Raw genomic sequence first — 22442 nt, forward strand, 5'->3', positions numbered from 1 at the left:
GGCGCAATCCAGCGCCGCCGCCGCCGGTCCCCGACGTCAGTCCGCGGCGTCCGCCTCGATCGGGACATGCGGGATCATGATGGTCGCCAGCAACAGCGCAGCCGCCGTGACCGCGACGCCGACGAACACGGCCACCGCCCCGTCCTGGACCGCGGCTGCGACTTCGGGGCCGCCACCGGACGCGATGACTCCCGTCGCGACCGCACCGTAGATGGCCACACCCACCGAGCTTCCGATCGACCTCGCCAGCGCGTTCGTCCCGGATACGACCCCACGCCGGCGCAGCTCGACCGAAGACTGCGCAGCGATGAGAGTCGGGTTGGCGACCAGGCCCATCCCGAGCCCGATGATGAAGCAGCCGAGTGCGGTCCACAAGATCGAGGGGGACACGGCGGCGGACGCAGACAACACGCCGGCACCGACCAGCGCTCCGCCGGCGCCCACGATCGCCGTACGCCGGAATCCGATGCGCAGGTACACCCGCCCCGCGAGGGATCCTGTGATCGGCCATCCCATCGTCAGCGCCGCGACGGTGAGGCCGGCCACGACCGGCGTCGCGCCGGTGGTGGTCTGCACGAAGGTCGGGACGAAGGAGGTCAGGCCGATGAGCACCGCGCCGATGACCGCGGACACGGCGGCTGTCGTCAGAACGACCCTGCTGCGCAGAACCCAAGGCTCGAGCACCGGATCCTGTGCGCGCCGCTCGACGAAGGAGAAGGCGAGGAGCACCACGGCAGCACCACCGAAGAGCGCCGCACTCTGCCACGACCACCATGCCCACGACACACCGCCCTCGAGGACGCCGAGCACGAGCAGCACGAGCCCCGCGGTGAGAAGTGCGGCGCCGGCGATGTCGATGCGCTTGCGGGAGCGCTCGAACGGCACCCGGTACTGGCGCCAGATGAGGATCAGGGCGAGGATCCCGAGCGGCAGGTTGACCCAGAAGATCCACCGCCACGACAGGAACTGCGAGAACACACCGCCGAGAGTGGGTCCGGCGACGGAGGCGACGGCCCAGACGCTCGCGATGTACGCCTGCGCCTTCGCGCGCTCACGAACCGTGTAGATGTCACCGGCGACCGTGAGGGCGGTGGGCAGGATCGCGCCGGCCCCGAGACCCTGGATGCCGCGGAAGGCGATCAATGCCGTCATGTCCCACGCTGCCGCGCACAGCACCGAACCGAGGAGAAAGAGCCCGATGCCTGTGAACATCACCGGTCGGCGACCGATGGTGTCGTTGAGCTTCGCGTAGACCGGCACCGAGGCGACCTGCGCCAACAGGTAGACCGAGAACAGCCACGGGAACTGATCGAAGCCGCCGAGGTCGGCGACGATCGTGGGCACGGCGGTCGACAGAACCGTTGCATCGATGGCGATCAAGAAGATCGCCAGCATGAGCGCGAGAAGTATCGGCCCTCGCTCCGACCGCAACCCGATCCCGCTCATCGAGCCCACCCAATCACAGACGGCGCGTCGGATCCCTCACACAAAGATGCATCCCTCGCGCGGGAACGCGCGAGCACCTAGCGAGCGGGCGAGAAGCTGTGGGCGGTCACGATGTCGCGCACAGCGTCTGAGCACACGAACGCGAGAACCGCTGCCGCCCCGCCCGGGTCGGCCGCGGTCGTCGCGACGGCCCCGGCGAAGACGGTGTCGATCGCGCAGTCCGCGGGCAGGGTGCCGAGGATCGTGACGCCGGGCGCGCCGACGAGCTCACTGAGCTGCTGAAACCCGAGGTCGACCTCGCCCGCGGCAAGGGCGCTCGCGACCGGGACGCCCGGGCGCGACTGCACGAGGCGGTCGTGCATCTCCGGGGTCATGCCCCACTCGTCGATCATCCGCACCAGCGCCGTTCCGCTGGGTCCGGTCGAATAGCCGACCCTCGCCGCCCCCCGGATCGCCTCCCTGACGCCGGCGGCGTCGGTGAACGCGGGTCCAGCCGGAGCGGTGGCGCCCTCATCCGTACCCGAGGGCACCGCGACCGCCACCTGCGAAAGTGCGAGCGGGGTGACGGATGCCGCGACGACATGTCCCGCATCGGCGAGCTTCGTGAGGGCGCCCTCGGCGAGGAAGACCAGGTCGAACTGCTCGCCGGCGGCAACGCGCGCGGCCGCATCGACGCCACCGACCGACGCCACCTCCACCGTCGGCAATCCGCGCGCCGCCGCCGCGGCCATGACATCGGCCAGCACCAGGCGTGTCGCCATCGACGAGATGGCTCTCACGCCGCATCCTCGAACGACTCGGCGTCGACCTCGGCGCTGTTCTGCGGCGAGTAGCGGGGGCCGGAGACCGTGGCGTTTCCGATGAGGTCACCGGCGCGAGCGAGGAGGGCATCGTCGACGAGGATGTCCGCGGCGGCGATGATCTCACGCAGGTGCGCCGGGTTCGCCGTGCCGGGGATGGGCACCACGTGCTCGCCGCGCGAGGACACCCACACCAGCGCGAGCTGGGCGGGCGAGATCCCGGCTTCGGCGGCGAGTGCGCGCCAGGCCGGCAGAAGTGCCGCGTTGGCCTCCCAGTTCGGGCTCTGGAAGCGCGGCATCGCGCGGCGGATGTCCTTCGCGACCAGCTCGTCGGGATCGCGCACCGCATCGGCGAGGAAGCCGCGTCCGACCGGCGAGAAAGCCACGAGCGCCACGCCGTCTTCGCGGGTCGCCTCGAGGATGCCGAGCTCCGCGTTGCGCGTCCAGAGGGAGTACTCGTTCTGCACCGCGGCGATCGGGGCGACCTGCTGCGCTTCGCGCAGGCGCGCCGCCGACACCTCGGAGAGACCGATCGAGCCGATCTTGCCGGCGTCGACGGCCTCTGCGAGTGCGGCGACGCTCTCACCGATCGGCACCGACTTGTCCCAGCGGTGCAGGTAGTACAGGTCGATGTGATCCACCCCCAGCCGCTGCAGTGAGGCATCCACCTGCGCACGCAGCGTCTCGGGACGGCCGTCGATCACGCGGACGCCGTCGACCATCGCCATGCCGCCCTTGCTGGCCAGCATCACCTCGTCGCGTCGTCCGGCGATCGCCTTGCCGACGAGTTCTTCGTTGCGACCGCCGCCGTACAGCGTGGCGGTGTCGAACATCGGAACACCGGAGTCGAGCGCCTCCCGCAGCAGTCGGAGTCCGTCTTCGGGTGAGGGAGCGATGCCATAGGCGTGATTGAGGGACATGCAGCCGAGCCCGTAGCGGGGAAAGGTCATGCGAGCTGCTCCTGCAGCATCCCGAGGACGCGGTAGCAGTCGAAGACCTGCCGCACGGAAGAGTTGGGCTCACGACCCTCGCGGATCGCGGCGACGAATTCCCGGTCCTGCAGCTCGATGCCGTTCATGCTCACGGCGACCTGCGAGACATCGATCGGCTCTTCCTTGCCGTTGACCAGGTCGTCATAGCGGGCGATGTAGGTGCCGGTGTCGCCGATGTATCGGAAGAAGGTGCCGAACGGACCGTCGTTGTTGAACGAGAGCGACAGCGTGCAGATGGCACCGGACTCGGCCTTGAGCTGGATCGACATGTCCATCGCGATGCCGAGTTCGGGGTGCAACGGACCTTCGATCGCGTTGGCCTGCACGATGCGGCCCGCCTGGTACGCGAACAGGTCGACGGTGTGCGCCGCGTGGTGCCACAGCAGGTGGTCGGTCCACGACCGTGGTTCGCCCTTCGCGTTGGTGTTCGTGCGGCGGAAGAAGTAGGTCTGCACATCCATCTGCTGGATGGCGAATTCACCGGCCGTGATCTTGTTGTGCACCCACTGGTGGGACGGGTTGAAGCGTCGCGTGTGTCCGACCATCGTGACCCGGCCTGACGCCTCGGCTGCGGCGAGGGTGGCCTCGGCATCGGCCAGGGAGTCCGCCAGCGGGATTTCGACCTGCACGTGCTTGCCGGCAGCAAGCGCCGCCTGGGTCTGTGCCGCGTGCATCCCGGTCGGGGTGGCGAGGATCACGGCGTCGACGTCGTCACGATCGAGCACGGCGTCGTAGCCGACGACCGCGTGCGGGACCCCGTACTTCTCGGCGACCGCCTGCGTCGCCTCCGGCTTGGTGCCGCTGACAACGGTCACCTCGGCGTCGGGGATGTTCGCGAGCCCGTCCAGATGCTTCATGCCGAATGCGCCGGCGGCGCCGACCACGGCGATCCGGACCTTGTCACTGCTCATGGGTGTCTCCTCACAGGGGTTCGCTCCGCGGGGACCGGGAGCGGCCCCCGCGGAGCGGTGTCGGGTTCAGGATCTCAGGCGGTGGCGCCGACCGGAACCTGCTCGTCGGCGGGCACGGCCTTCGAGAGTGACGGCGCCACGGGGTTGCTGATGACGAGGTGGCCGACCGCGGTGTTCGAGGCGGGCACGTGGTAGAAGCGGTGCTCGACCTCGGGTGCCTCGCCGCCGAACTGGTCGTCCATCGCGCCGCGCGCGATCAGCCAGTCCACGAGCTCGATGCCCTCGGAGCCCGCCTCATCGACGTACTCCATGTGCGACCACTCGGTGAGCCCGAGCGGGTCGGCGATGAGGTGGTCCATGAAGGCGTTGTCCCACTCCTCGTTGATGAGGCCGGCCCGAGGTCCCTGGAGCTGGTGGCTCATGCCGCCGGTGCCCCAGATCTGCACGTTCAGCTCGGGGCCGTCCCACTTGTCGAGCGCGCGGCGCAGGGCCTTGCCGAGCTCGTAGCAGCGGCGACCCGAAGGGACGGGGTACTGCACGACATTCACCGCGAGAGGGATGACACGCACGGGCCATTCCTCGACGTCGCCGTAGACGAGCGAGAGCGGCACGGTCAGTCCGTGGTCCACCACCATCTCGTTGACGAGGGTCAGGTCGAAGTCATCCTGGATCACCGACTGCGCGATGTGGGACGCGAACTCCGGATAGCCCTTGACGTCGGGCACGGGGCGAGGACCGTAGCCCTCATCGGCGATCGGGTAGTGCTCACCGGTGCCGAGCACGAACGTCGGGACGATCGAGGCGTCGAAGGCGGTCGCGTGGTCGTTGTAGACCAGGATGACGACGTCGGGGGTGTTCTCTTTGGCCCACTTGCGGGTCCACACGTAGCCGTCGAAGACCTTCTTCCAGTACGGCTCCTCGGTCTTGCCGAGGTCCATCGCGGCACCGATCGCGGGCACGTGCGAGGTGTAGAGCGCGGAGGTGAACTTCGCCGGAGCATCCTCGCGCATCGTCTCGGCCTTGTCGGTGCTCGGCGGGGTCCAGCCATCGAGGTCCTTCAGGCGCACGCCCTCGGGGCGGCGTCCGCCGCCGATCATCATGTCGCGGTAAGCGGCCTCGCTCATGCCGGTCATGGACCCGGCCATCTGCTGGAAGCTCAGCCCGTGCGCGGCGCCGATCTTGGCGAGGAAGTAGATGTTCCCGCCCTCGGCCATCATGGCGTTCAGGTCCATGTCGATCAGGGCCTGACGCTGCGCGGGGGTCAGCGGCCACTCGTCGATATACGCCTCGCGGTCGGCGAGATACCGCTCGCGGTTCTCGGGCTTCATCATCGACATCGCAAACTGATTGAGGTGGTAGCCCTTGCGGGCTTGCTCAGCATCGAAGATGGTCGTGCCGGGGATGTTCTTGTAGGGCTTTTCGAGTGCCATGTCAGTCTCCTTCGGGCCAGTAGAGGCGGCGCGGATTGTCGACCAGCAGCCGCTGCTGCAGGTCCGATGACGTCGCGATCTGGGGGATGTAGTCGACCAGCAGCCCGTCGTCGGGCATGTGGTCCTTCAGGTTGGGGTGGGGCCAATCGGTGCCCCACAGCACGCGGTCGGGGAACTCCTCGACCACGCGACGGGCGAACGGCACGACGTCCGTGTAGGCATGCTGCTCGCCATCGAGCGCGCGGGGACCGGTGACGCTGAGGCGCTCAGGGCACGACACCTTCGTCCACACGTTGGGGTTCTCGCGCATGAAGCGCAGGAACAGTCCGAACTCCGGGCCGTCGGGGTCCTTCGTCACGTCGGGTCGACCCATGTGGTCGACGACGACGTCCGTCGGGATACCGGAGAAGAAGTCATACAGGTCGGGCAGGTCCTCGGCCTCGAAGTAGATGACGACGTGCCATCCGAGCGGTGCGATCTTCTCGACGATCTCGCCGAGCGACTCCGTCGGCACGCGGTCGACCAGGCGCTTCACGAAGTTGAACCTGACACCCCGCACACCGGCCTCATGCAGTTCGGCGAGCTGCTCTTCGGTGACGTCGCGGCGCACCGTCGCGACCCCGCGCGCACGGCCGCCGCTGCGATGCAGCGCATCGACGAGTGCTCGGTTGTCGGCACCGTGACAGGTCGCCTGCACGATGACGTTGCGCTCGAACCCGAGCTGGTCGCGGAGGGCAAAGAGCTGGTCGGCGGAGGCATCACACGGCGTGTACTTGCGCTCGGGCGCATAGGGGAACTGCGCGCCCGGACCGAAGACGTGGCAGTGCGCGTCCACGGCACCCGCCGGCATCCGGAAGTGCGGCGTCGCCGGGCCGTCATACCAGTCCAGCCACCCGGGGGTCTTCTCGAACCCCCCGCTCGTGTCACCGTGGGCCATCGTCAGTCCGCCACATATTCGAGGCCGGCGGCGGCCAGCGGCTCGCGCATGCCGTAAATGTCGAGACCGAGGACGCCCTCGCGGAACTTCTGACGCTTGGCCTCTTCGTTGTCCTCGCGCTTCTGACTCGCGTCGGCGACTGCGCCCACGAGCTCGCGGGGCACGACGACGACACCGTCGACATCCGCGACGACGACGTCGCCGGGGTGGACCAGGGCGTTGGCGACGACCACGTCGACGTTGACCGAGCCGAGGGTGGCTTTGACGGTGCCCTTGGAGTTGATCGCGCGGGAGAAGACGGGGAAGTCCATCTTCTCGAGGTCGGCGACATCGCGGACGCCGCCGTCGATGACCAAGCCCTTGCATCCGCGTGCGGTGAGGGAGGTCGCCAGCAGCTCTCCGAAGAAGCCGTCCTCGCTCTCGGTGGTGCACCCGGCGACGATGACGTCGCCCTCCTGCACCTGCTCGGCGGCAACATGGAACATCCAGTTGTCGCCGGGCTGCAGCAGCACCGTCACGGCGGGGCCGCACAGCTTCGCACCCGAGTAGGCGGGGCGGATGTAGGGGCGCAGGAGCCCGACGCGGCCCATCGCCTCGTGGATCGTGGCCACGCCGAACTGCGAGAGACGGGCGACATCGGCGGGATCGGGGCGCTCGATGTTCGTGCGGACGAGGCCGAGGTTGTTCAGACGCATGGTGGTTCCTCTCACAGCCCGCGCGCCGACAGGGCGCGGTCCAGTCGCGGATAGACGTGGCGGGCGTTGCTCTCGAAGACTGCGCTGCGCTCGGCATCCGTGAGATTGGGCGTCGCCTCGACATAGCGCTTCGTGTCGTCGAAGTAGTGCCCCGTTCGCGGATCGATGTCGCGGACGGCGCCGATCATCTCGCTGGCGAACAGGATGTTCTCGGTCGGGATCACGTCGGTCAGCAGGTCGATGCCCGGCTGGTGGTAGACGCAGGTGTCGAAGAAGACGTTGTTCATCAGATGGTCTTCGAGCTCGGGCTTGCCGAGGGCCATCGCGAGACCCCGGAACCGCCCCCAGTGATACGGCACAGCGCCGCCGCCGTGGGGGATGACGAACTTGAGGTCCGGGAAGTCGCGGAACAGGTCACCCTTGAGCAGCTGCATGAACGCGGTCGTGTCGGCGCCGAGGTAGTGGTCACCCGTGGTGTGGAACACCGGCTTGCACGAGGTGCTGACGTGGATCATCGCCGGGATTTCGTACTCGACGAGCTTCTCGTAGATGGGGTACCACGAGCGGTCCGTGAGAGCCGGAGCCGTCCACAGTCCGCCGGAGGGGTCGGGGTTGAGGTTGATTTCGACGGCGCCGAGCTCCTCGACCGCGCGGATGAGCTCCGCGACCGAGGTCGACGGGTCCTCCCCCGGGGACTGCGGGAGCATCGCACCCATGATGAAACGGTCGGGGAACAGCTGGCTCACGCGGGCGACGAGGTCGTTGCAGATCCGTGCCCAGGTCTGGCTGACGGCCAAGTCGCCGATGTGGTGCGCCATGAAGGACGCGCGGGGGCTGAAGACCGTGACATCCGTCCCCCGCTCGTTCATGAGCTTCAGCTGGTTCGACTCGATGGTCTCCCGGATGTCGTCGTCCGAGATCTGCAGCGTCGAAGGGTCGGGCGCCTCGCCCTGACCGTTCGTGAACGCGATCTGAAGGTCCCGCCACGCGCCGAGCTGAGCCGGAGCCGTCGTGTAGTGGCCGTGGATGTCGATGATCACCGAGTGTCGTCCTTGTCACTAGATCTGTCGGCAACGAGGTGCTGTACCGACATTCCGACTGTAGGTCGGCGTCCCGATGTGGTCCAATAGATTCTGGAGCACTTCTTCATAGATGGATTCGATAGATGGCCATCCCCGATCTGAACCAGTTGCGCACGTTCGTCGTGCTGTACGAGCTGCGCACGCTGACCGCGACCGCTGACTTCCTCCACGTCACCCAGCCGACCGTGAGCTACACGCTCGCCCGCCTGCGCGAGCGTTTCGCCGACGACCTGTTCCGGCGCGAAGGCCACGTCATGGTGCCGACGCCGCGCGCGACCGCGCTCTTCGGCCCGCTCCACGAGGCGCTCGCCCAGATCGAGGCGACGGTCAGCGATTCGATCGCCTTCGAACCGTCGGCGTTCACGGGCGAGCTCTCGCTCGGACTCACATCCATCGGTGAGCAAACCTTCCTTCCACCGATCATGAGCGCTCTCGATCGCGAGCACTCCCGAGCGCGCCTGGCGGTGCGACGACTGGATGCCGACCAGGTCGAAGAGGAGCTCGTGCGCGGGAACCTCGACCTGGCGATCACGGTGGCCCAGATGGATGCATCGCGGCTGTGGCGCACGCCGGTGCGCGCCGTTGAGTACGTGGCGCTCGCCTCCCGTCGCCACCCGCTGCCCCCGTCGGGTCCCGACATGTTCGACGGGCGCGGGTTCGTGCGCGTCTCTTCGCGCGGCGGTCACGTGCATCCGCTCCAGCTGCTGCTCGAGCACGGGCTCATGCCTCAGGTCGCCCTGACGGTCGAGGAGTACGGAACCCTCCCCGCCGTCTTGAAGGACACAGATCTCGTGACGCTGCTGCCCCGGCACGTCGCCGAGGTGTTCTGCGGCTGGTTCCCGACGCTGCAGATCGCCGAGCTGCCGTGGCCGGGGCAGAGCACGCCCGTCGCGATCTTCACCCGGCGAGAGTCGAGTCTCACGCCCGCGCAACGCTGGTTCCGTCGACTGGTGCACGGCGCGGTCGTCGAACCGGGTACCGAGGTCTGATCCCTAGAGACCCTGGTTTCGTCGCGTACGGTTCCAGCTCGCCTTGGCCGGCGCAAATGGGCTGCGCACATGGATCGACCATGTCGAGTGCGGGTGGATCGACAGGATCGCCTTCTCCCACCACTGCCGCGCCTCTTCGGGCAGCGCGGGCAGCACGATGTCCTTGTCGGCCTCGTCATCCGGATACGGCCGCAGCGCCTTCCAGACCAGCTGCACCTCGGGGGCGCCGGTCGGGATCCCGTCGATGTCGAGAACGGCCTTGTCCCACGGCAGCTGCAGACGCGGATCACGCCGGTAGACCCAACGGGCGGCGGTGCCGTCCTCCAGGTTCACCTGCAGCACCCACGCGTCGCGGTCGGCATCGAAGATCCACGCCGCGGGGATGTCGGCCCCGTCGGGGAGATCCGCCCAGGGCGTGAACTCATCGCCGAACCGCGCCCACGCGGTCATCCCCTCGGGAAGCGCGTCGATGAGAGTCGGGAGTGCGCTGTAGACGACGCTGATCGTCGTGCGATCCCGCTCGCGCAGCGGCTCACCGCGCCACTGGTCGTACGCGCTGCCGCCCGAAAGCCACCACCGCACATCGGTGCCGGAGAGAAGGTCCGCAGTGGATGCCGCCCCCAGCAGCATCCACGGAGTCTCGCCGGTGGGAACTGGATCGCTCATGCGTCTATTGTCCGTCGCGTCGGCCGACGCGCTCACTCGGAGAGCCGGTCAGCGAAGCCACGCAGGTGCGCGACCAGTTCGTCGGGGGTGGAGATCATCGGGAAGTGTCCGGTCGCGATCTCGACGACCTCCCAACCCGGCTCTTCACGCACGAGCTTTCGCACCGGTGCGATCGTCGGGTACGCCGGGTCGGTGCAGTCGATGAACAGACGCGGCAGGGGCTGGATGAGCGACTCGTCGTAGTCGAACGTCTGGCGGTACATCCCGAAGGGGTGGATGGTGTGCCGGCGATTGAGCCACGCGGCATCCTCGGCGCTCACGGCGAAGCCCTCGCTGGCATCCGGAGCCGGCAGTCCGTTGTCGTACTCGGCGGCGGCCTTCAGGCGCGCCTCGACGACCTCCGGCGGGTGGGCAATGCCCCAGCCGTCTCCGGAGTGCGGGAACATCGCATCGACGTAGGCGAGTCCGGCGAGGATGCCCGGGTGCGTCTCTTGCAGCTTCACGGCGGCACCGGTGGCTACCATGCCGCCGTAGCTGTGACCGACAAGGATGACCCGGTCAAGTTCTTCCATCTCGACCAGGCCCACGACATCGGCGATGTGCGTGTGCAGGTCGATATCGGGCCGACGCAGGTGGGCTCGTTCGCCGTCTCCCGTGAGGGTGACCGCGTGGACCTCGTAGCCGGCCTCACGTAGTGGGCCGAGGATGCGACGCCAGATCCAGCCGCCGCCCCAGGCGCCGTGCACGAGGACGATCGCGGGCTTGGTATCGGACATGGGTGCTCTCCTTCGAGTCGGGTGGACGTGTGGAGGCTATCAGCGCAAGACCGCGTTCTGGGCGGTCAGTCCTGCCCGTTGCGCGCCGATCTCCGCTCGATCAGCACCGTGTCGCGCCACTGACCGGCGCGGGGCCCGACCTCGGCGCGAGCGATGCGCTCCCGACGCCCGACGACGCGGAATCCCGCGGACTCGTGCAAGCGCAGACTCGCGGTGTTCTCGGGGAAAACGCTGGACTGGATCATCCAGTACCCGGCCGCATCCGCCACCTCGACGAACGCCGCGAGCAGCTGCGTGCCCACACCCTGACCGTGATGCCCCGGGTCGACGTACACCGAGTGTTCGACGACGCCGCGATACCCGCGACGTGACGAGACCGGTGATGCCGCGGCCCAGCCCACCACGGTCCCGGCATCGTCAACCGCCACCAGACGGGCCTCGGGGACCTTCGCCGCATCGAACTGCTCCCAGCTCGGGGTGGAGATCTCGAACGTCGCCTCCCCCGCGGCGATCCCGGCCGCGAAGATCCGCTCGACAGCAGGCCAGTCGCCCGCACAGAGCGCTCGGATCGAGATCACGAGCAGCACGATCCCGATGCGTCACCCGTCGAGCAGACGCCCGTGGCCGGGAGTTCCAGCTGCACCGCGGTCGCGGCACGCATGTCGCCGTCGAGCCACGCGACCACCGACCTGACCTGCTCATAGCCGGTGGCCAGCAGGAACGTCGGCGCGCGGCCGTACGACTTCATTCCGACGACGAAGAATCCCGGCTCCGGATGGCGCAGCTCTTCGAATCCGTGGGGTTCGACGGTGCCGCACGAGTGGACGTTCGGGTCGATGAGGGGAGCGAGGCGCCGCGGGGCCTCGACGATCGCGTCAAGGTCGAGCCGGATCTCGCGCAGCATCCCGAGATCGGGGCGGAATCCGGTGGCGCTGACCACGAGATCAGTGTCGTGCGCGGCCGGCTCGCCGCGGCGCATGCCGATCAGTCGGACACCGTCGGTGAGCGCCTCGACCGCGCCGATCTCGAACGCATCGACCTTCGTGATGGCCCCGGATGCCACCAGCTGGTCGATCCGCGCTCCCAGGCCCGCGCGGGCGGGCAGGTCGTCGTCAGGGGAGGAAGACACCCGCACCGCGGTCGGGTTGCGAATCAGCCAGGTCACGCGGGTGTCCGGCTCGTGCTCGGCGAGCTCGGCCAGCGCGATGAGGGTGTTCGCCGCCGAGTGCCCGGCACCCACGACGGTCGTATGGCGACCGGCGAAGCGCGACCGCTCGAGACCGTTCACGTCCGGCAGCGCGTGCGTGATGCGGTCCTGCACCACTCCGGCGCCGCTCGGCTCCCACCCCGAGGACGCGAGCGGATTGGGCGTCGTGTACGTGCCGGACGCATCAATCACTGCCCGGGCCGTGATCTCCGAGACCGCGTTGTCGACGGTGTCGAGCCGCAGCAGGAACGGCGTCTGCTCCCGCCCTGCGCTGCGGGTGCGGTCCATGCCCTCGCGGGCGACCGCGACGACCCTCGTGCCGTATCGAATCCGCGAACCGATCTCGGGCAGTGCCGCAAGGGGCTCGAGGTAGTCGGCGACGAGCTCGGCGCCGGTCGGCATGGTCTCAGGGTCGGGCTCGGTCCACCCGGATGCCTCCAGCAGCCGCCGTGCGGCCGGGTCGATGAGGTACCGCCAGGGGGAGAAGAGGCGCGTGTGCCCCCAGAGTCGCACGGAGGCCGCAGGACGCTCGCCCGCCTCCACGACGAAGACATCGATCCCGCGCTCGACGAGGTGTGCCGCCGCGGCGAGGCCCACGGGGCCCGCTCCGATGACGACCACGGGCAGGGTGGTCAGCCGGTCCGAGACGGCCGTGCGCGGGGTGAGGGTGAGAAGAGTCACGCGGACCTCCGAGATATCGATGATTGTCGATGTTCAGTATCGACGGCTCTATCGATGGATGTCAATATCGACTACCATCGATATATGCCCACCGCGCTTTCCCTCACGGATGTCTCCGCCGCCGCGTGCTGCGCGCCACTCGCCGAAGCGGCCCTGGAGCGCACCGAGGCCGAGACGCTCGCGGCGCTCCTCAAGGGGCTCGCCGATCCGGCGCGCCTGCAACTGCTGTCGATCGTCGCCGCATCCGAGGGACAGGAGGCGTGCGTGTGCGACCTGATCGAGCCGATCGGCCTCTCCCAGCCCACCGTGTCGCACCACCTCAAGGTGCTCACCGAAGCGGGCTTTCTCACCCGTTCCAAGCGAGGCACCTGGGCGTACTACCGCCTCGTCCCCGAAGCGCTCTCCCGCATGGCGGAGCTGCTGCAGTTCCCCTGAGCTACAGGTCTGCGATCCCACTGAGCGCGACGTGGGTGCGGCCGCCGATCCACAGATCGCCGTCGGCTGCGACCACTTCGATCAGCCCCTTGCGTCCAAGCGCCGTGCCCTGCCGCGCCGCGTAGGGCGCGGATGCGCGGCCCGACTCGGTGAGCCATTGTGCGATCGAGGCGTTCAGGCTCCCCGTCACCGGATCCTCGATGAGCGGTCCCCTCCCGTCGGTGAAGAATCCGCGCACCTCGACGACCGGGCCTCCGGGCTCGCCCGCGATGGGCCCCAGCACGCCGATGTCCCACGGGCCCGGGTGGCCCGAGGCATCCGGGGTGACCCGCAGTACGGCTTGGTCGTCGGCGAGCAGGATGCCGATCCATCCCGGTCCGTTGTCGAGCCACTCGGCGGCCACGATGTCATCGACCGCGATCCCGAGGATGTCTGCCACCTCCGCCGTCAACTCGGCGTCCACGGCTCCGGAGCGGATGCGCGGCGGTGCGGCGAAGGACAGCAGTTCGCCATCGATACGCACCGGCACGAGCCCCACGCCGCACTCCTGGATCACGGTGCCGGTGGTGTGCGGCACGCCGCCGGCGTCGAGCCAGGCACGAGCCGTACCGAGGGTCGGATGCCCCGCGAACGGAAGCTCGACCGCGAGATTGAAGATGCGCACCCGGTAGTCGGCGCCGGGGTCGGTGGGCGGTAGCACGAAGGTGCACTCGGACAGGTTGGACCAGACCGAGAACGCCCGCAGTGCGTCGTCGTCGAGCCCTGCGGCATCGAGGATCACCGCGACGGGATTTCCGGTGTAGGGGTCTTGGCCGAACACATCGACCTGGCGGAAAGGACGCTGCATGCTGACACGCTAGGGCGCGCGCCGGGCGAGTCAGCGCGATATCGGCGCTATTCAGACCACAGGATGCGAGGTGGCCCGCCTGAAACGCGGCTGGGCGTCAGAGCGCGAGCATGCGGGCGGTGTCGCCGAAGACCTCCATCCCCGCACAGTCGGCGATGCCGTCGAGCAGCACCTTCCCGGACACGTCGGTGTGACGCAGGCGGATGTCGGCATCCAGCGTCTCCTCCACGCGCTCATGCATCGACGCGTGCCGCGGGGCGTGGAGCAGCCCGCCGCGGACGCGCTCTGCATCCAGCTCGAGCGTGCCGTCAGGACCCGTGACGGTCCACCCGACGTGCGAGTCATCGATCGTCAGGCGCAGCTCCTCGGAGCCGTTATACGTCGTCCACTTGTGAAGGCGGCCGCCATGGCGCAGGCCAAGGATCGATCCACGGAAGGCGCCGCCCAACCACGGAATCACGGCGACGGAGCCGATGAACGAGGCATCGGTGCCGTCACCGATCTCGGCGTCGATGTGGTTGCTGGCCATCCACACGTACGAGGAGGGGAAGGACTTGCCCCAGTCCTTCTCGATGTAGCCGCGACCCCCGTCGAAGCTCTGCGGTGCGCCCTCCACCTCGAGCGTTCCCGACAGCCCATGGCCGAAGGAGACGATGCCGTGGAAGCACTGCATGAACGGGACGAGGCCGTACCAGCCCATGATCCCGGGCTCGCGGAGGGTGACCGGCCACGGCTGCAGCTCAGACGTGTAGCGCAGGCGACCCCGCAGCTGTGGGAGGTCGAGTTCGACGCCGCCGGGTCCGAACCTGTTGGGTCCGACCTCGACCTGGAACGCGGTCGAAGACGCGCGGAATTGATCCGGCTCGAAGCGGTGGTACCAGGAGCGACCGGTCTGACCATCCAGCACCTGCACGAACGCCTCGTCGAGGGCACCTCCCTCGGCCTCACCGCGGAAGACGCCGGGGATCACCGCCCAGCGCTGCCTCCGGTCTTCGGAGACGAGCTTGATGTACCAGCCCTCGAAGAAACCTCGCGGCACCCCGTGGCCGTGGAACGCCTCGGGATGACGGACGCCTTTCAGCCACGCCACCGGGGATCGCATGCGCCCACTGTACGGGCGCCGCGCGGGCGGATGAAGGTCGGTCAGCCCTTGGGGAGGGTGATCGTTCCGGTGCCGGGGTGCTCGCGCGGCATCCGATCACGGTCGTAGGTGATCGCCCGGAACCCGTGGGGCGTGGGCTTCCCGTCCTCGCCGAGGCTGACGAACACGATCTTCTCGATCGTGAGGATGCGCTCGCGCGTGATCATGTTGCGCACCACCGCGCGCATCGTCAGAGACGTCGTGCCGAAGTGGGTGGCCGTGAGGCCCATCTCGATGAGGTCGCCCTGCAGCGCGGAGGCCTCGAAATTGATCTCGGAGATGAGTTTGGTGACGACGCGATAGTTGCCGAGCTGGATGATCGCGTAGATCGCCGCCTCTTCGTCGATCCAGCGCAGCAGGCTCCCGCCGAAGAGCGTGCCATTGGCATTGAGGTCCTCGGGCCTGACCCACTTGCGGGTGTGGAAGTTCACGCCCTCGTCAGACCAGTACCACTCCTCGTCGCTCCTGCTCGCCATGGTTCGAGCGTAGCCAGTGCCGGCTGTGGGTCGGATGAGACCGCGTCACGGGATCGGGAAGAGGACGGCCTTGCCACCCGGAACCGCCGCGGTCACGAGCCGTGTGTCGAAGGCGGCCAGCAGGGCGTCATGGGATGCGGCGAGGTGCAGCAGATACGTGTCCGTCACCTGCGTGCTGGCCAGCAGGCGCTCGGTGTGGATGCTGTCACTGGAGGTCGTCCCGCAGCGCGTTCACGTCGTCGATGCTCGCCCGGCCGGCGGCGGGGGGCGCAGGGAGCAGAACCATGCCGTTGCGCGTGTCGAAGCGTTTGCGCTCGGTGAGGGTCGCACGCGCGAGTTGCGACATCGCCTCGCCGAGCGTGATGCCGCGCGCATCCGCGAACTGCGTGGCCGCGGCGAGGACGTCGTCGTCGATCGTGAGTGTCGTGCGCATGCATCCAGCATCACGCATCACGGGTCAACGAACGGGACGGGCAGAATCGGTGCATGACCTTCGCGCTCACCGACGCCGGAAACCAATTCGTCTCCGACTACCACCTCGCCACCCTCTCGACGCTGGGACCCTCAGGCTTCATCCACACGGTCGCCGTGGGGTGCACCCTGGCCGACGGCATCGTGCGGGTGATCACCCGCGATGGCAGCCAGAAGGTGCGCAACATCGAGCGCGACGGCCGCGCCACCGTCGCGCAGGTCGCCGGCCCCGAGTGGATCAGCTTCGCGGGGCGCGCACGGATCACCCGTGACCCGGAGTCGATCGCACGGGCGGTCGCGCTGTACGCCGGACGCTACCGGCCCCCGCAGCCGAACCCCGAGCGCGTCGCGATCGAACTCTTCCCGGACCGGGTTCTCGGATCGGCGGGCTTGATCGCCCCGTAGCGGTTCGCCCGCGGCGAAAACGATCGGTACGGTGGCCGCATGATCTTCGTCGGCATCCTCACCGCGATCATGGTCGTCCTTGCATTGCTCCAACTGGCCTTGACACTGGGCGCACCGCTCGGTCGCTTCTCGGCCGGCGGGCAGCACCGGGTGTTCCCCCCACGACTGCGGGTGCTGAGCGTCGTGTCGATCCTCATCTACGGGCTGATCGTCGTCATCGCCTGGGACAAGGTCGGGCTCATCGACGTCTTCCCGACCGCGTTCACGGATATCGCGATGTGGGTGGTGTTCGGGTACCTCACCCTCGGCATCCTGATGAACGCGATCTCGCGGAGCAAGGCCGAGCGCTACACGATGGTTCCGGTCTCGATCGTGCTGTCGGTGCTGACCTTTGTCATCGCGATGGGATGGGCGCAGGTCCCCGTGCTGTCCTGAGCGCTCAGTCCGCGGGCCGGGGCGGCTCGGTCAGGAGCCCAGACTCGTGACATGAAACGATAGAGGCATGAAGAGTCCGCAGCTGGCTCAAGAATTTGCCTGGCATGGGCGGACCGTCCGGTGGGATCGGATCGGATCAGGGCCGGCGCTGGTGCTCCTGCACGGAACTCCCTGGTCATCGTCGCTCTGGCGTCCCATCGCGCTCGCTCTGGCGCGGCGATTCACGGTCCACCTCTGGGACATGCCGGGGTACGGCTCGTCATCGAAGGACCCGTCGCACGCTGTCGATCTGGGGGTGCAAGGAGCACTGTTCGCAGCGCTCCTTGAGCATTGGAAACTCGATCGGCCGCACATCGTCGCCCATGACTTTGGCGGCGCTGTTGCGCTGCGAGCGCGTCTCTTGCACGGAGCCACATTCGCGTCACTGTGCCTTGTGGATGTCGTGGCGCTCGCCCCCTGGGGGTCGGACTTCTTCAGACTTGTCCAGAACCACTCGGAGGTCTTCGAACAGCTTCCGTCAGCAGTCCACCGAGGTGCAATTGAGGCCTACATCGGCAGTGCAAGCTACAAAGGCCTCCGTGTCAGCGAGCTGCAGATGCTCGTCGAACCTTGGCTGGACGCGCAAGGCCAATCGGCCTTCTACCGTCAGATTGCGCAAGCGGACGAGCGATTCACGACGGAGATCGAAACCGGGTTGGGCAGCATCACAGAGCCCGTGCACATCATCTGGGGCACGGAAGACGCCTGGATACCGGCTGACCGAGCTCACCGGCTCAAGGAGCTCATTCCGCACTCCTTGATCACCCTCATCCCGGAAGCGGGGCACCTCATTCAGCTCGACGCACCAGCAGCATTGTCCGTTGAGCTCACGAACTGGCTGGCCACCGTCAGCGCGGACGATTCTGTGGGCGCAGTCCTCGCACCCGTTGCCGAGTGATGCAGAGGAGGGGTTCTGGTACGCGATCGATCAATCGAGCGTGTCGGAAGCCCTCCATAGCTTTGTGGAGTGCACATCCTTCTGCTTTCTCGTCACATCGGCGCCGTCGCACCGTTCCTCGAAAGATCCGTTGGTGACGCGCAGCGTCCACTTCATATCGGGTATGTCGACGACGCTCAGATCCCCCTCGCCGACATGCCTTTCGTGACAGCGGAGCGCGATGCGTTGGAACGTCTCGGTCACGAGCTGATCCCCATCACGGTTCGAGCAATGCCCCCGCGTGAGCTCGATCGGGTGTTGGCCGACCTCGATGCGGTGTACGTCGCAAGCGGGAGCACGTTCGCGCTACTTGAAGCGCTGCAGACGACAGGCGGCGGAGCGGTAGTGAGTGAGCGCGTGCGAAATGGTCTGCCATACATCGGCGCCAGCGCGGGGTCTATCGTGGCCGGTCCCGACGCTACTCCGGCGTCACTCATGGACGATCCCGCCGATGGCCCGACGCTCACCAGCTTCGATGCACTCGGCTTGGTCGATCACGTTGTCATTCCTCACGCTGACGGGCTGCTGCCGCCGTATCCTCGGGAACTTATCGAACGCACCCTCGAAACGTACGGTGCCGAATACGCGTTGCTTCCCCTTCGTGACGACCAGGCGTTCCTCACTCAATCAGGGTGGGGAAGAGTGGTCGATTCCGAGCCCCTTCCGCGCGGCTGACTGAGGCATTCCCCGCAGCGCCGATCTGCTGCGGCGCACGGAATCGAACTACATCCCCTGCGCCATGTCGGTGAAGCGGGAGTAGTGGCCCTGGAAGGCGACGGTGATCGTGTCGGTCGGACCGTTGCGGTGCTTGGCGACGATGAGGTCGGCCTCGCCGGCGCGCGGGCTGTCCTTCTCGTAGGCGGCCTCGCGATGCAGGAGCACCACCATGTCGGCATCCTGCTCGATCGAGCCCGACTCACGCAGGTCTGACAGCGCCGGTTTCTTGTCCGAGCGCTGCTCGGGACCACGGTTCAGCTGTGACAGCGCGATGACCGGCACGCCCAGTTCCTTGGCCAGCAGCTTCAGCGCCCGCGAGAACTCGCTGACCTCCTGCTGACGCGACTCGACACGCTTGCCGCTGGTCATCAGCTGCAGGTAGTCGATCACGACCATTTTCAGGCCCGCGCGCTGCTTGAGGCGGCGGCACTTGGCGCGGATCTCGACGAGGGTCATGTTGGGGGAGTCGTCGATGTAGAGCGGCGCATCGTTGATGCGCCCCCGGGTGGCGGCGATCGTCGTCCAGTCCCGCGAATCCAGCGTGCCCTTGCGCATGTTCTGCAGGGGCACGGCGCCCTCGGCGCTCATCAGGCGCATCGCGATCTCGCTACGCCCCATCTCCAGCGAGAAGAAGATCGTCGGCATGTTGTGCTTGATCGCGGATGCGCGGGCGAAGTCGAGCGCGAGCGTCGACTTACCCATGGCGGGGCGCGCCGCGATGATGATCATCTGGCCGGGGTGCAGCCCGTTGGTGAGCTGGTCCAGGCCGGAGAAACCGGTAGGGATGCCGGTCATCTTGCCGTCGCGCCCTCGAGCGGCCTCGATCTCCTCGACCGCGGCATCCACCGCGATCTCCAGCGGCACGTAATCCTCAGCCTGGTCGGCGCCGGTCACCGAATAGATCTCGGCCTGGGCGTTGTTGACGAGGTCGACCGCCTCACCCTGCCCGGCGTAGCCCATCTGCACGATGCGGGTACCGGCTTCGACGAGGCGACGCAGCAGAGCGCGTTCGGCGACGATCGACGCGTAATAGGCGGCGTTCGCGGCGGTCGGGACGATGGATGTCAGGGTGTGCAGGTAATCGGCGCCGCCGGCGCGCTGCAGCTCGCCGGTCTTGATCAGCTCGTCGGTGACGGTGATGACGTCAGTGGGCTCGCCGTGCGAGTAGAGGGTGAGGATCGCCTCGAAGATCAGCTCGTGCTTGGGGACGTAGAAGTCGGCCCCGCGCACGGTCTCGATGACATCGGCGACGGCGTCCTTGGACAACAGCATGCCGCCCAGGGCACTCTGCTCGGCGAGGATGTCGTGAGGGGGTGTCCGCTCCGACTCCCGGGGTCCGCCGAGTCGCTCCTCCGAAATGTCAGCGATCGACATGCCCTCCCCTTTCCTCTGACTCCACCATCACCCCGCCGCAGGTGTCGCGGGCGCGCGACACGCCTCGCGCGGGCACGCGAAAGCGACGGGCGCCTGCGTGTCTTCGCGGTCATCGTCGGCGGCGAAGATCCCTCCCCCGGAAGGGCATGGAACACGCTAGGGACGGCCTCCGACATCCGCAACGGAGCCTGTGGATAACTCTGTGGACATCTTGCGGGAAACGCCGTGACGCCTGTGAGCAACGCCTGTGGACAATGTGAGCGAACGCGTGGAGATTCGGAGAATTTATGCCAATTGATCAGGTATTTCTGTGTTCCACACGTTGTGGACAAGGCTGTGATTGAACCTTGCATTGAAGGTTCTGTAACACGGGCGTCACTGTGTACAAGTCGTCGACCCGCCTAGCAGCATGGACGGCTGTGCGCAAGCGTTGAGCGGCCGTTCACGGCGCGCCGCAGAATCTCGCGCACCGGGTCGGGCGCACGGGTGCAGAACACGCGGAACCGGCGCGGCACGTCCGCGGTTCGGATGGGCGCGTGAGCGTCAGCTGCGCTTGGCGGTAGGGAGCCGGCGGCGCTCCCAGGAGTCGGTGATGTGGGCATCCATCGCGGCCCTCGCGGCCTCGGGGTCGCCTGCTTCGATGGCCGCCAGGATCTGCTCGTGTTCCGCCATCGTCATCTCGAACGCCCGGGCACGATCGACACCGTGGTAGCGCGTACTCTCGAGCGCGCGCTCGAAGAGTACGCGCGCGACGTTCTCCGCCAGGAGGTTGCCCGACAGCTCCATCACGATCAGGTGGAACTGCACATCCGCCTCGCGGAAAGCTGTCGAGTCCTCCATCGAGGCGCGCATCAGCTCGAAGCTGGCGCGCAGTCGTGCGACACCGTCCTCGTCATGCTCCCGCGCCATCCCCGCTGCCATGGCCGCCTCCAGCGCTCCGCGCACGACGCTGAGGTCGTCAAGGATGCCGAGCGCGTCGTCGTGGCCGATGAGGGAGGTGAGAACGAGCGGGTCGAGCAGGTTCCACGACGACATCGGGTTCACGTGCGTGCCGCGCCCCTGGGCGACCGTGACCATGCCCTTCTCCTGGAGGCGCTTCATCGACTCGCGGATCACGGTGCGGCTGACGCCGAACTCCTGTGAGAGCACGGCCTCGGGCGGGAAGAGCCCGCCCTGCGGAATCCGCCCCGAGACGATCGTCTCCACGAGCTCGCGCAGCACGGCGACGCCGATGCGATCGAACGGCGTGCGCGGTGTCGGCGCAGCGTCGCGCCCTCCTTGCGAGCTCATGCGCCCACCTTAGAGCCTGTCGCGACCGCTGCCGCACACACTCTCTGTACTAACCAGACATGTGATGTATGCTGTTTCCACCACCCGCGGCATCGAAAGTCAAGGACGATATGAAGATCACGGGGTACCGTCTGCTACGGACCTTTCACGACTGGGGTCGACCCGTCGGCGACGCGAACGGATTCGTCGCGTCAGGAGTGACCGAGGTGCCCCTCGTCCTGCTCGAGACCGACGAAGGCATCACCGGCGTCGGCATGGGTTCACACCATGACATCGAGCGCCTCTTCCCCGCGCTCGAGGGCGAAGACCCCCGTGCGGTGTCCTCCCTCTACGACGCCATGCTCGCCCGGGTCTTCAAGAGCGGCCACGCCGGGGCGACCTTCGGCGGCGTCGGAGCTTTGGACATGGCCCTGTGGGACCTCAAAGCGAAGATCGCCGGCGAGCCGCTGTGGCGCCTGCTCGGCGCGAAGGACCGCTTCGTCACCGGGTACGCCTCGGGCCTGGACATCGCGCTGGACGATGCCCAACTCCACGCCTTCTACGTGCGCATGGCCGAGCGGGGCTTCGCGAGCGGCAAACTCAAGGGTGGTCGGGATGCCTCGCACGACCTGCGACGCCTGGGCATCATCGCCGACGCGCTGCGTGCGAACGCCCCGGCCCCGGCCGTGATGCTCGATGCGAACGAGTCATGGAATCTCAAGCAAGCGGTGCGGTATCTGGCCAAGATCGAGCGCGAGGTGGACCTCACCTGGATCGAGGAGCCGTTGCGGCGCTGGGACGCCATCGGTCACGCGCGCCTGTCCGGATCGATCCGCGCCGCCGTCGCTACGGGTGAGAACCTCACCGGGCTCGAGCAGTTCCGGCCTCTCTTCGAGGCGAATGCGGTCGACGTGGTCCAAGCGGGAGCTGTCTGGGGCATCACGCACTTCCTGCGCGTCGCCATGGCCGCACACAGCCGCGACCTGCCGATGAGCCCCGTGGGGCTGACCGCCAACTACGCGGTCACCGCCGCTGCCGCCGCCATCCCGAACCACCTCTCGGCCGAGATCCAAGATCTCGGTGCCCCGTTCGGTGTGAGCGTGGACCAAGAAATCGCCGATGGCGGGGTTCTTCTCGGCGACCTGCCTGGTGTCGGCGTCAGCGTCGACGAGTCGGCCATCCTCGCCCACCAGCGCGATGCGAGCTGGCTCGCCGGCGGAGGGCCGCACGTGCGCTCAAGCCGCGCAGGCCTGCGCATGATCACGCACATGGACGGTGAGTGAG

At 67.7% G+C, this 22442-nt stretch carries 27 protein-coding genes; 7 read left to right on the top strand and 20 right to left on the bottom strand.

The window, feature by feature from the left end; all coding sequences use genetic code 11:
- Window positions 1-36 precede the first annotated feature (36 nt).
- The 8 genes from ABD206_RS10505 to ABD206_RS10540 form a co-directional block, all read right to left on the bottom strand.
- Window positions 37-1446, bottom strand: a complete 1410-nt coding sequence (locus ABD206_RS10505; protein ID WP_344072287.1) for an MFS transporter — start codon at window positions 1444-1446, stop codon at window positions 37-39.
- A 77-nt stretch (window positions 1447-1523) separates the two neighbouring features.
- The gene (locus ABD206_RS10510; protein WP_344072289.1) at window positions 1524-2225 is read right to left on the bottom strand and encodes a substrate-binding domain-containing protein; all 702 of its coding nucleotides are present in this window, start codon (window positions 2223-2225) and stop codon (window positions 1524-1526) included.
- The gene (locus tag ABD206_RS10515; RefSeq protein WP_344072292.1) at window positions 2222-3196 is read right to left on the bottom strand and encodes an aldo/keto reductase; all 975 of its coding nucleotides are present in this window, start codon (window positions 3194-3196) and stop codon (window positions 2222-2224) included. Before ABD206_RS10515 ends, ABD206_RS10510 begins: the two co-directional genes overlap by 4 nt.
- Complete coding sequence (locus ABD206_RS10520) at window positions 3193-4149, bottom strand: Gfo/Idh/MocA family oxidoreductase (protein ID WP_344072294.1); 957 nt, start codon at window positions 4147-4149, stop codon at window positions 3193-3195. The genes ABD206_RS10515 and ABD206_RS10520 overlap by 4 nt, the downstream gene beginning before the upstream one ends.
- A gap of 74 nt (window positions 4150-4223) precedes the next feature.
- Window positions 4224-5579, bottom strand: coding sequence for a protocatechuate 4,5-dioxygenase subunit alpha/beta (locus ABD206_RS10525; RefSeq protein ID WP_344072296.1), 1356 nt, complete (start codon window positions 5577-5579; stop codon window positions 4224-4226).
- A 1-nt stretch (window position 5580) separates the two neighbouring features.
- On the bottom strand, window positions 5581-6516 hold the full coding sequence (locus tag ABD206_RS10530; protein ID WP_344072298.1) for an amidohydrolase family protein: 936 nt from the start codon (window positions 6514-6516) through the stop codon (window positions 5581-5583).
- 2 nt (window positions 6517-6518) lie between these two features.
- The gene (gene ligK / locus ABD206_RS10535) at window positions 6519-7211 is read right to left on the bottom strand and encodes a 4-carboxy-4-hydroxy-2-oxoadipate aldolase/oxaloacetate decarboxylase (RefSeq protein ID WP_344072300.1); all 693 of its coding nucleotides are present in this window, start codon (window positions 7209-7211) and stop codon (window positions 6519-6521) included.
- Window positions 7212-7222: 11 nt separating this feature from the next.
- A complete protein-coding gene (locus tag ABD206_RS10540; protein ID WP_344072302.1) occupies window positions 7223-8251 on the bottom strand; it encodes an amidohydrolase family protein in 1029 nt (342 codons plus the stop codon).
- Between the two features lie 125 nt (window positions 8252-8376).
- Here ABD206_RS10540 and ABD206_RS10545 point away from each other — a divergent pair, with 125 nt between their 5' ends.
- On the top strand, window positions 8377-9282 hold the full coding sequence (locus ABD206_RS10545; protein WP_344072304.1) for a LysR substrate-binding domain-containing protein: 906 nt from the start codon (window positions 8377-8379) through the stop codon (window positions 9280-9282).
- Between the two features lie 3 nt (window positions 9283-9285).
- Here the strand turns inward: ABD206_RS10545 and ABD206_RS10550 are convergent, their stop codons facing one another.
- From ABD206_RS10550 to ABD206_RS10565, 4 genes are all read right to left on the bottom strand, one after another.
- Window positions 9286-9948 (bottom strand): hypothetical protein, encoded by a 663-nt coding sequence (locus ABD206_RS10550; RefSeq protein ID WP_344072306.1) that lies wholly within the window; start codon window positions 9946-9948, stop codon window positions 9286-9288.
- Between the two features lie 32 nt (window positions 9949-9980).
- Entirely contained in the window at window positions 9981-10724 is a 744-nt protein-coding gene (locus ABD206_RS10555; protein ID WP_344072308.1) for an alpha/beta fold hydrolase, read from the bottom strand.
- A 65-nt stretch (window positions 10725-10789) separates the two neighbouring features.
- The gene (locus ABD206_RS10560; protein WP_425561200.1) at window positions 10790-11302 is read right to left on the bottom strand and encodes a GNAT family N-acetyltransferase; all 513 of its coding nucleotides are present in this window, start codon (window positions 11300-11302) and stop codon (window positions 10790-10792) included.
- Entirely contained in the window at window positions 11299-12612 is a 1314-nt protein-coding gene (locus ABD206_RS10565) for an FAD-dependent oxidoreductase (protein WP_344072311.1), read from the bottom strand. Before ABD206_RS10565 ends, ABD206_RS10560 begins: the two co-directional genes overlap by 4 nt.
- A gap of 84 nt (window positions 12613-12696) precedes the next feature.
- Here ABD206_RS10565 and ABD206_RS10570 point away from each other — a divergent pair, with 84 nt between their 5' ends.
- A complete protein-coding gene (locus ABD206_RS10570; protein ID WP_344072314.1) occupies window positions 12697-13047 on the top strand; it encodes a metalloregulator ArsR/SmtB family transcription factor in 351 nt (116 codons plus the stop codon).
- Between the two features lies 1 nt (window position 13048).
- On the opposite strand, the gene ABD206_RS10575 is transcribed toward ABD206_RS10570, so the two are convergent.
- The 5 genes from ABD206_RS10575 to ABD206_RS10595 form a co-directional block, all read right to left on the bottom strand.
- Entirely contained in the window at window positions 13049-13894 is an 846-nt protein-coding gene (locus ABD206_RS10575) for a PhzF family phenazine biosynthesis protein (protein WP_344072316.1), read from the bottom strand.
- 97 nt (window positions 13895-13991) lie between these two features.
- Window positions 13992-14996 (bottom strand): tocopherol cyclase family protein, encoded by a 1005-nt coding sequence (locus ABD206_RS10580; RefSeq protein ID WP_344072318.1) that lies wholly within the window; start codon window positions 14994-14996, stop codon window positions 13992-13994.
- Window positions 14997-15037: 41 nt separating this feature from the next.
- The gene (locus ABD206_RS10585) at window positions 15038-15511 is read right to left on the bottom strand and encodes an acyl-CoA thioesterase (protein ID WP_344072321.1); all 474 of its coding nucleotides are present in this window, start codon (window positions 15509-15511) and stop codon (window positions 15038-15040) included.
- Window positions 15512-15556: 45 nt separating this feature from the next.
- On the bottom strand, window positions 15557-15679 hold the full coding sequence (locus ABD206_RS10590) for a hypothetical protein (RefSeq protein WP_344072324.1): 123 nt from the start codon (window positions 15677-15679) through the stop codon (window positions 15557-15559).
- A gap of 37 nt (window positions 15680-15716) precedes the next feature.
- Window positions 15717-15944 (bottom strand): hypothetical protein, encoded by a 228-nt coding sequence (locus tag ABD206_RS10595; RefSeq protein ID WP_344072326.1) that lies wholly within the window; start codon window positions 15942-15944, stop codon window positions 15717-15719.
- Between the two features lie 53 nt (window positions 15945-15997).
- Between ABD206_RS10595 and ABD206_RS10600 the strand changes: the two genes are divergently transcribed.
- The 3 genes from ABD206_RS10600 to ABD206_RS10610 all read left to right on the top strand — a co-directional run bounded on the left by ABD206_RS10600 (window position 15998) and on the right by ABD206_RS10610 (window position 17759).
- Window positions 15998-16387, top strand: a complete 390-nt coding sequence (locus tag ABD206_RS10600) for a pyridoxamine 5'-phosphate oxidase family protein (protein ID WP_344072329.1) — start codon at window positions 15998-16000, stop codon at window positions 16385-16387.
- A gap of 39 nt (window positions 16388-16426) precedes the next feature.
- Window positions 16427-16822: a hypothetical protein gene (locus ABD206_RS10605; RefSeq protein ID WP_344072331.1), complete on the top strand. Its 396-nt coding sequence runs from the start codon at window positions 16427-16429 to the stop codon at window positions 16820-16822.
- 67 nt (window positions 16823-16889) lie between these two features.
- Complete coding sequence (locus ABD206_RS10610; protein ID WP_344072333.1) at window positions 16890-17759, top strand: alpha/beta fold hydrolase; 870 nt, start codon at window positions 16890-16892, stop codon at window positions 17757-17759.
- A gap of 30 nt (window positions 17760-17789) precedes the next feature.
- Here ABD206_RS10610 and ABD206_RS10615 read toward each other — a convergent pair whose 3' ends face one another.
- A complete protein-coding gene (locus ABD206_RS10615) occupies window positions 17790-18002 on the bottom strand; it encodes a hypothetical protein (protein WP_344073569.1) in 213 nt (70 codons plus the stop codon).
- On the opposite strand from ABD206_RS10615, the gene ABD206_RS10620 reads away from it, so the two are divergent.
- The gene (locus tag ABD206_RS10620) at window positions 17955-18473 is read left to right on the top strand and encodes a Type 1 glutamine amidotransferase-like domain-containing protein (protein ID WP_344073538.1); all 519 of its coding nucleotides are present in this window, start codon (window positions 17955-17957) and stop codon (window positions 18471-18473) included. The genes ABD206_RS10615 and ABD206_RS10620 overlap by 48 nt on opposite strands.
- A 48-nt stretch (window positions 18474-18521) precedes the next feature.
- On the opposite strand, the gene dnaB is transcribed toward ABD206_RS10620, so the two are convergent.
- Both dnaB and ABD206_RS10630 read right to left on the bottom strand, forming a co-directional pair.
- Complete coding sequence (gene dnaB / locus ABD206_RS10625; protein ID WP_344072335.1) at window positions 18522-19889, bottom strand: replicative DNA helicase; 1368 nt, start codon at window positions 19887-19889, stop codon at window positions 18522-18524.
- A gap of 543 nt (window positions 19890-20432) precedes the next feature.
- Window positions 20433-21179: a FadR/GntR family transcriptional regulator gene (locus ABD206_RS10630; RefSeq protein ID WP_344072338.1), complete on the bottom strand. Its 747-nt coding sequence runs from the start codon at window positions 21177-21179 to the stop codon at window positions 20433-20435.
- A 110-nt stretch (window positions 21180-21289) separates the two neighbouring features.
- On the opposite strand from ABD206_RS10630, the gene ABD206_RS10635 reads away from it, so the two are divergent.
- A complete protein-coding gene (locus ABD206_RS10635; protein ID WP_344072340.1) occupies window positions 21290-22441 on the top strand; it encodes a mandelate racemase/muconate lactonizing enzyme family protein in 1152 nt (383 codons plus the stop codon).
- The last annotated feature ends 1 nt before the right edge of the window (window position 22442 follow it).

It is taken from the genome of Microbacterium sediminicola (assembly GCF_039531125.1).
Lineage (GTDB): Bacteria > Actinomycetota > Actinomycetes > Actinomycetales > Microbacteriaceae > Microbacterium > Microbacterium sediminicola.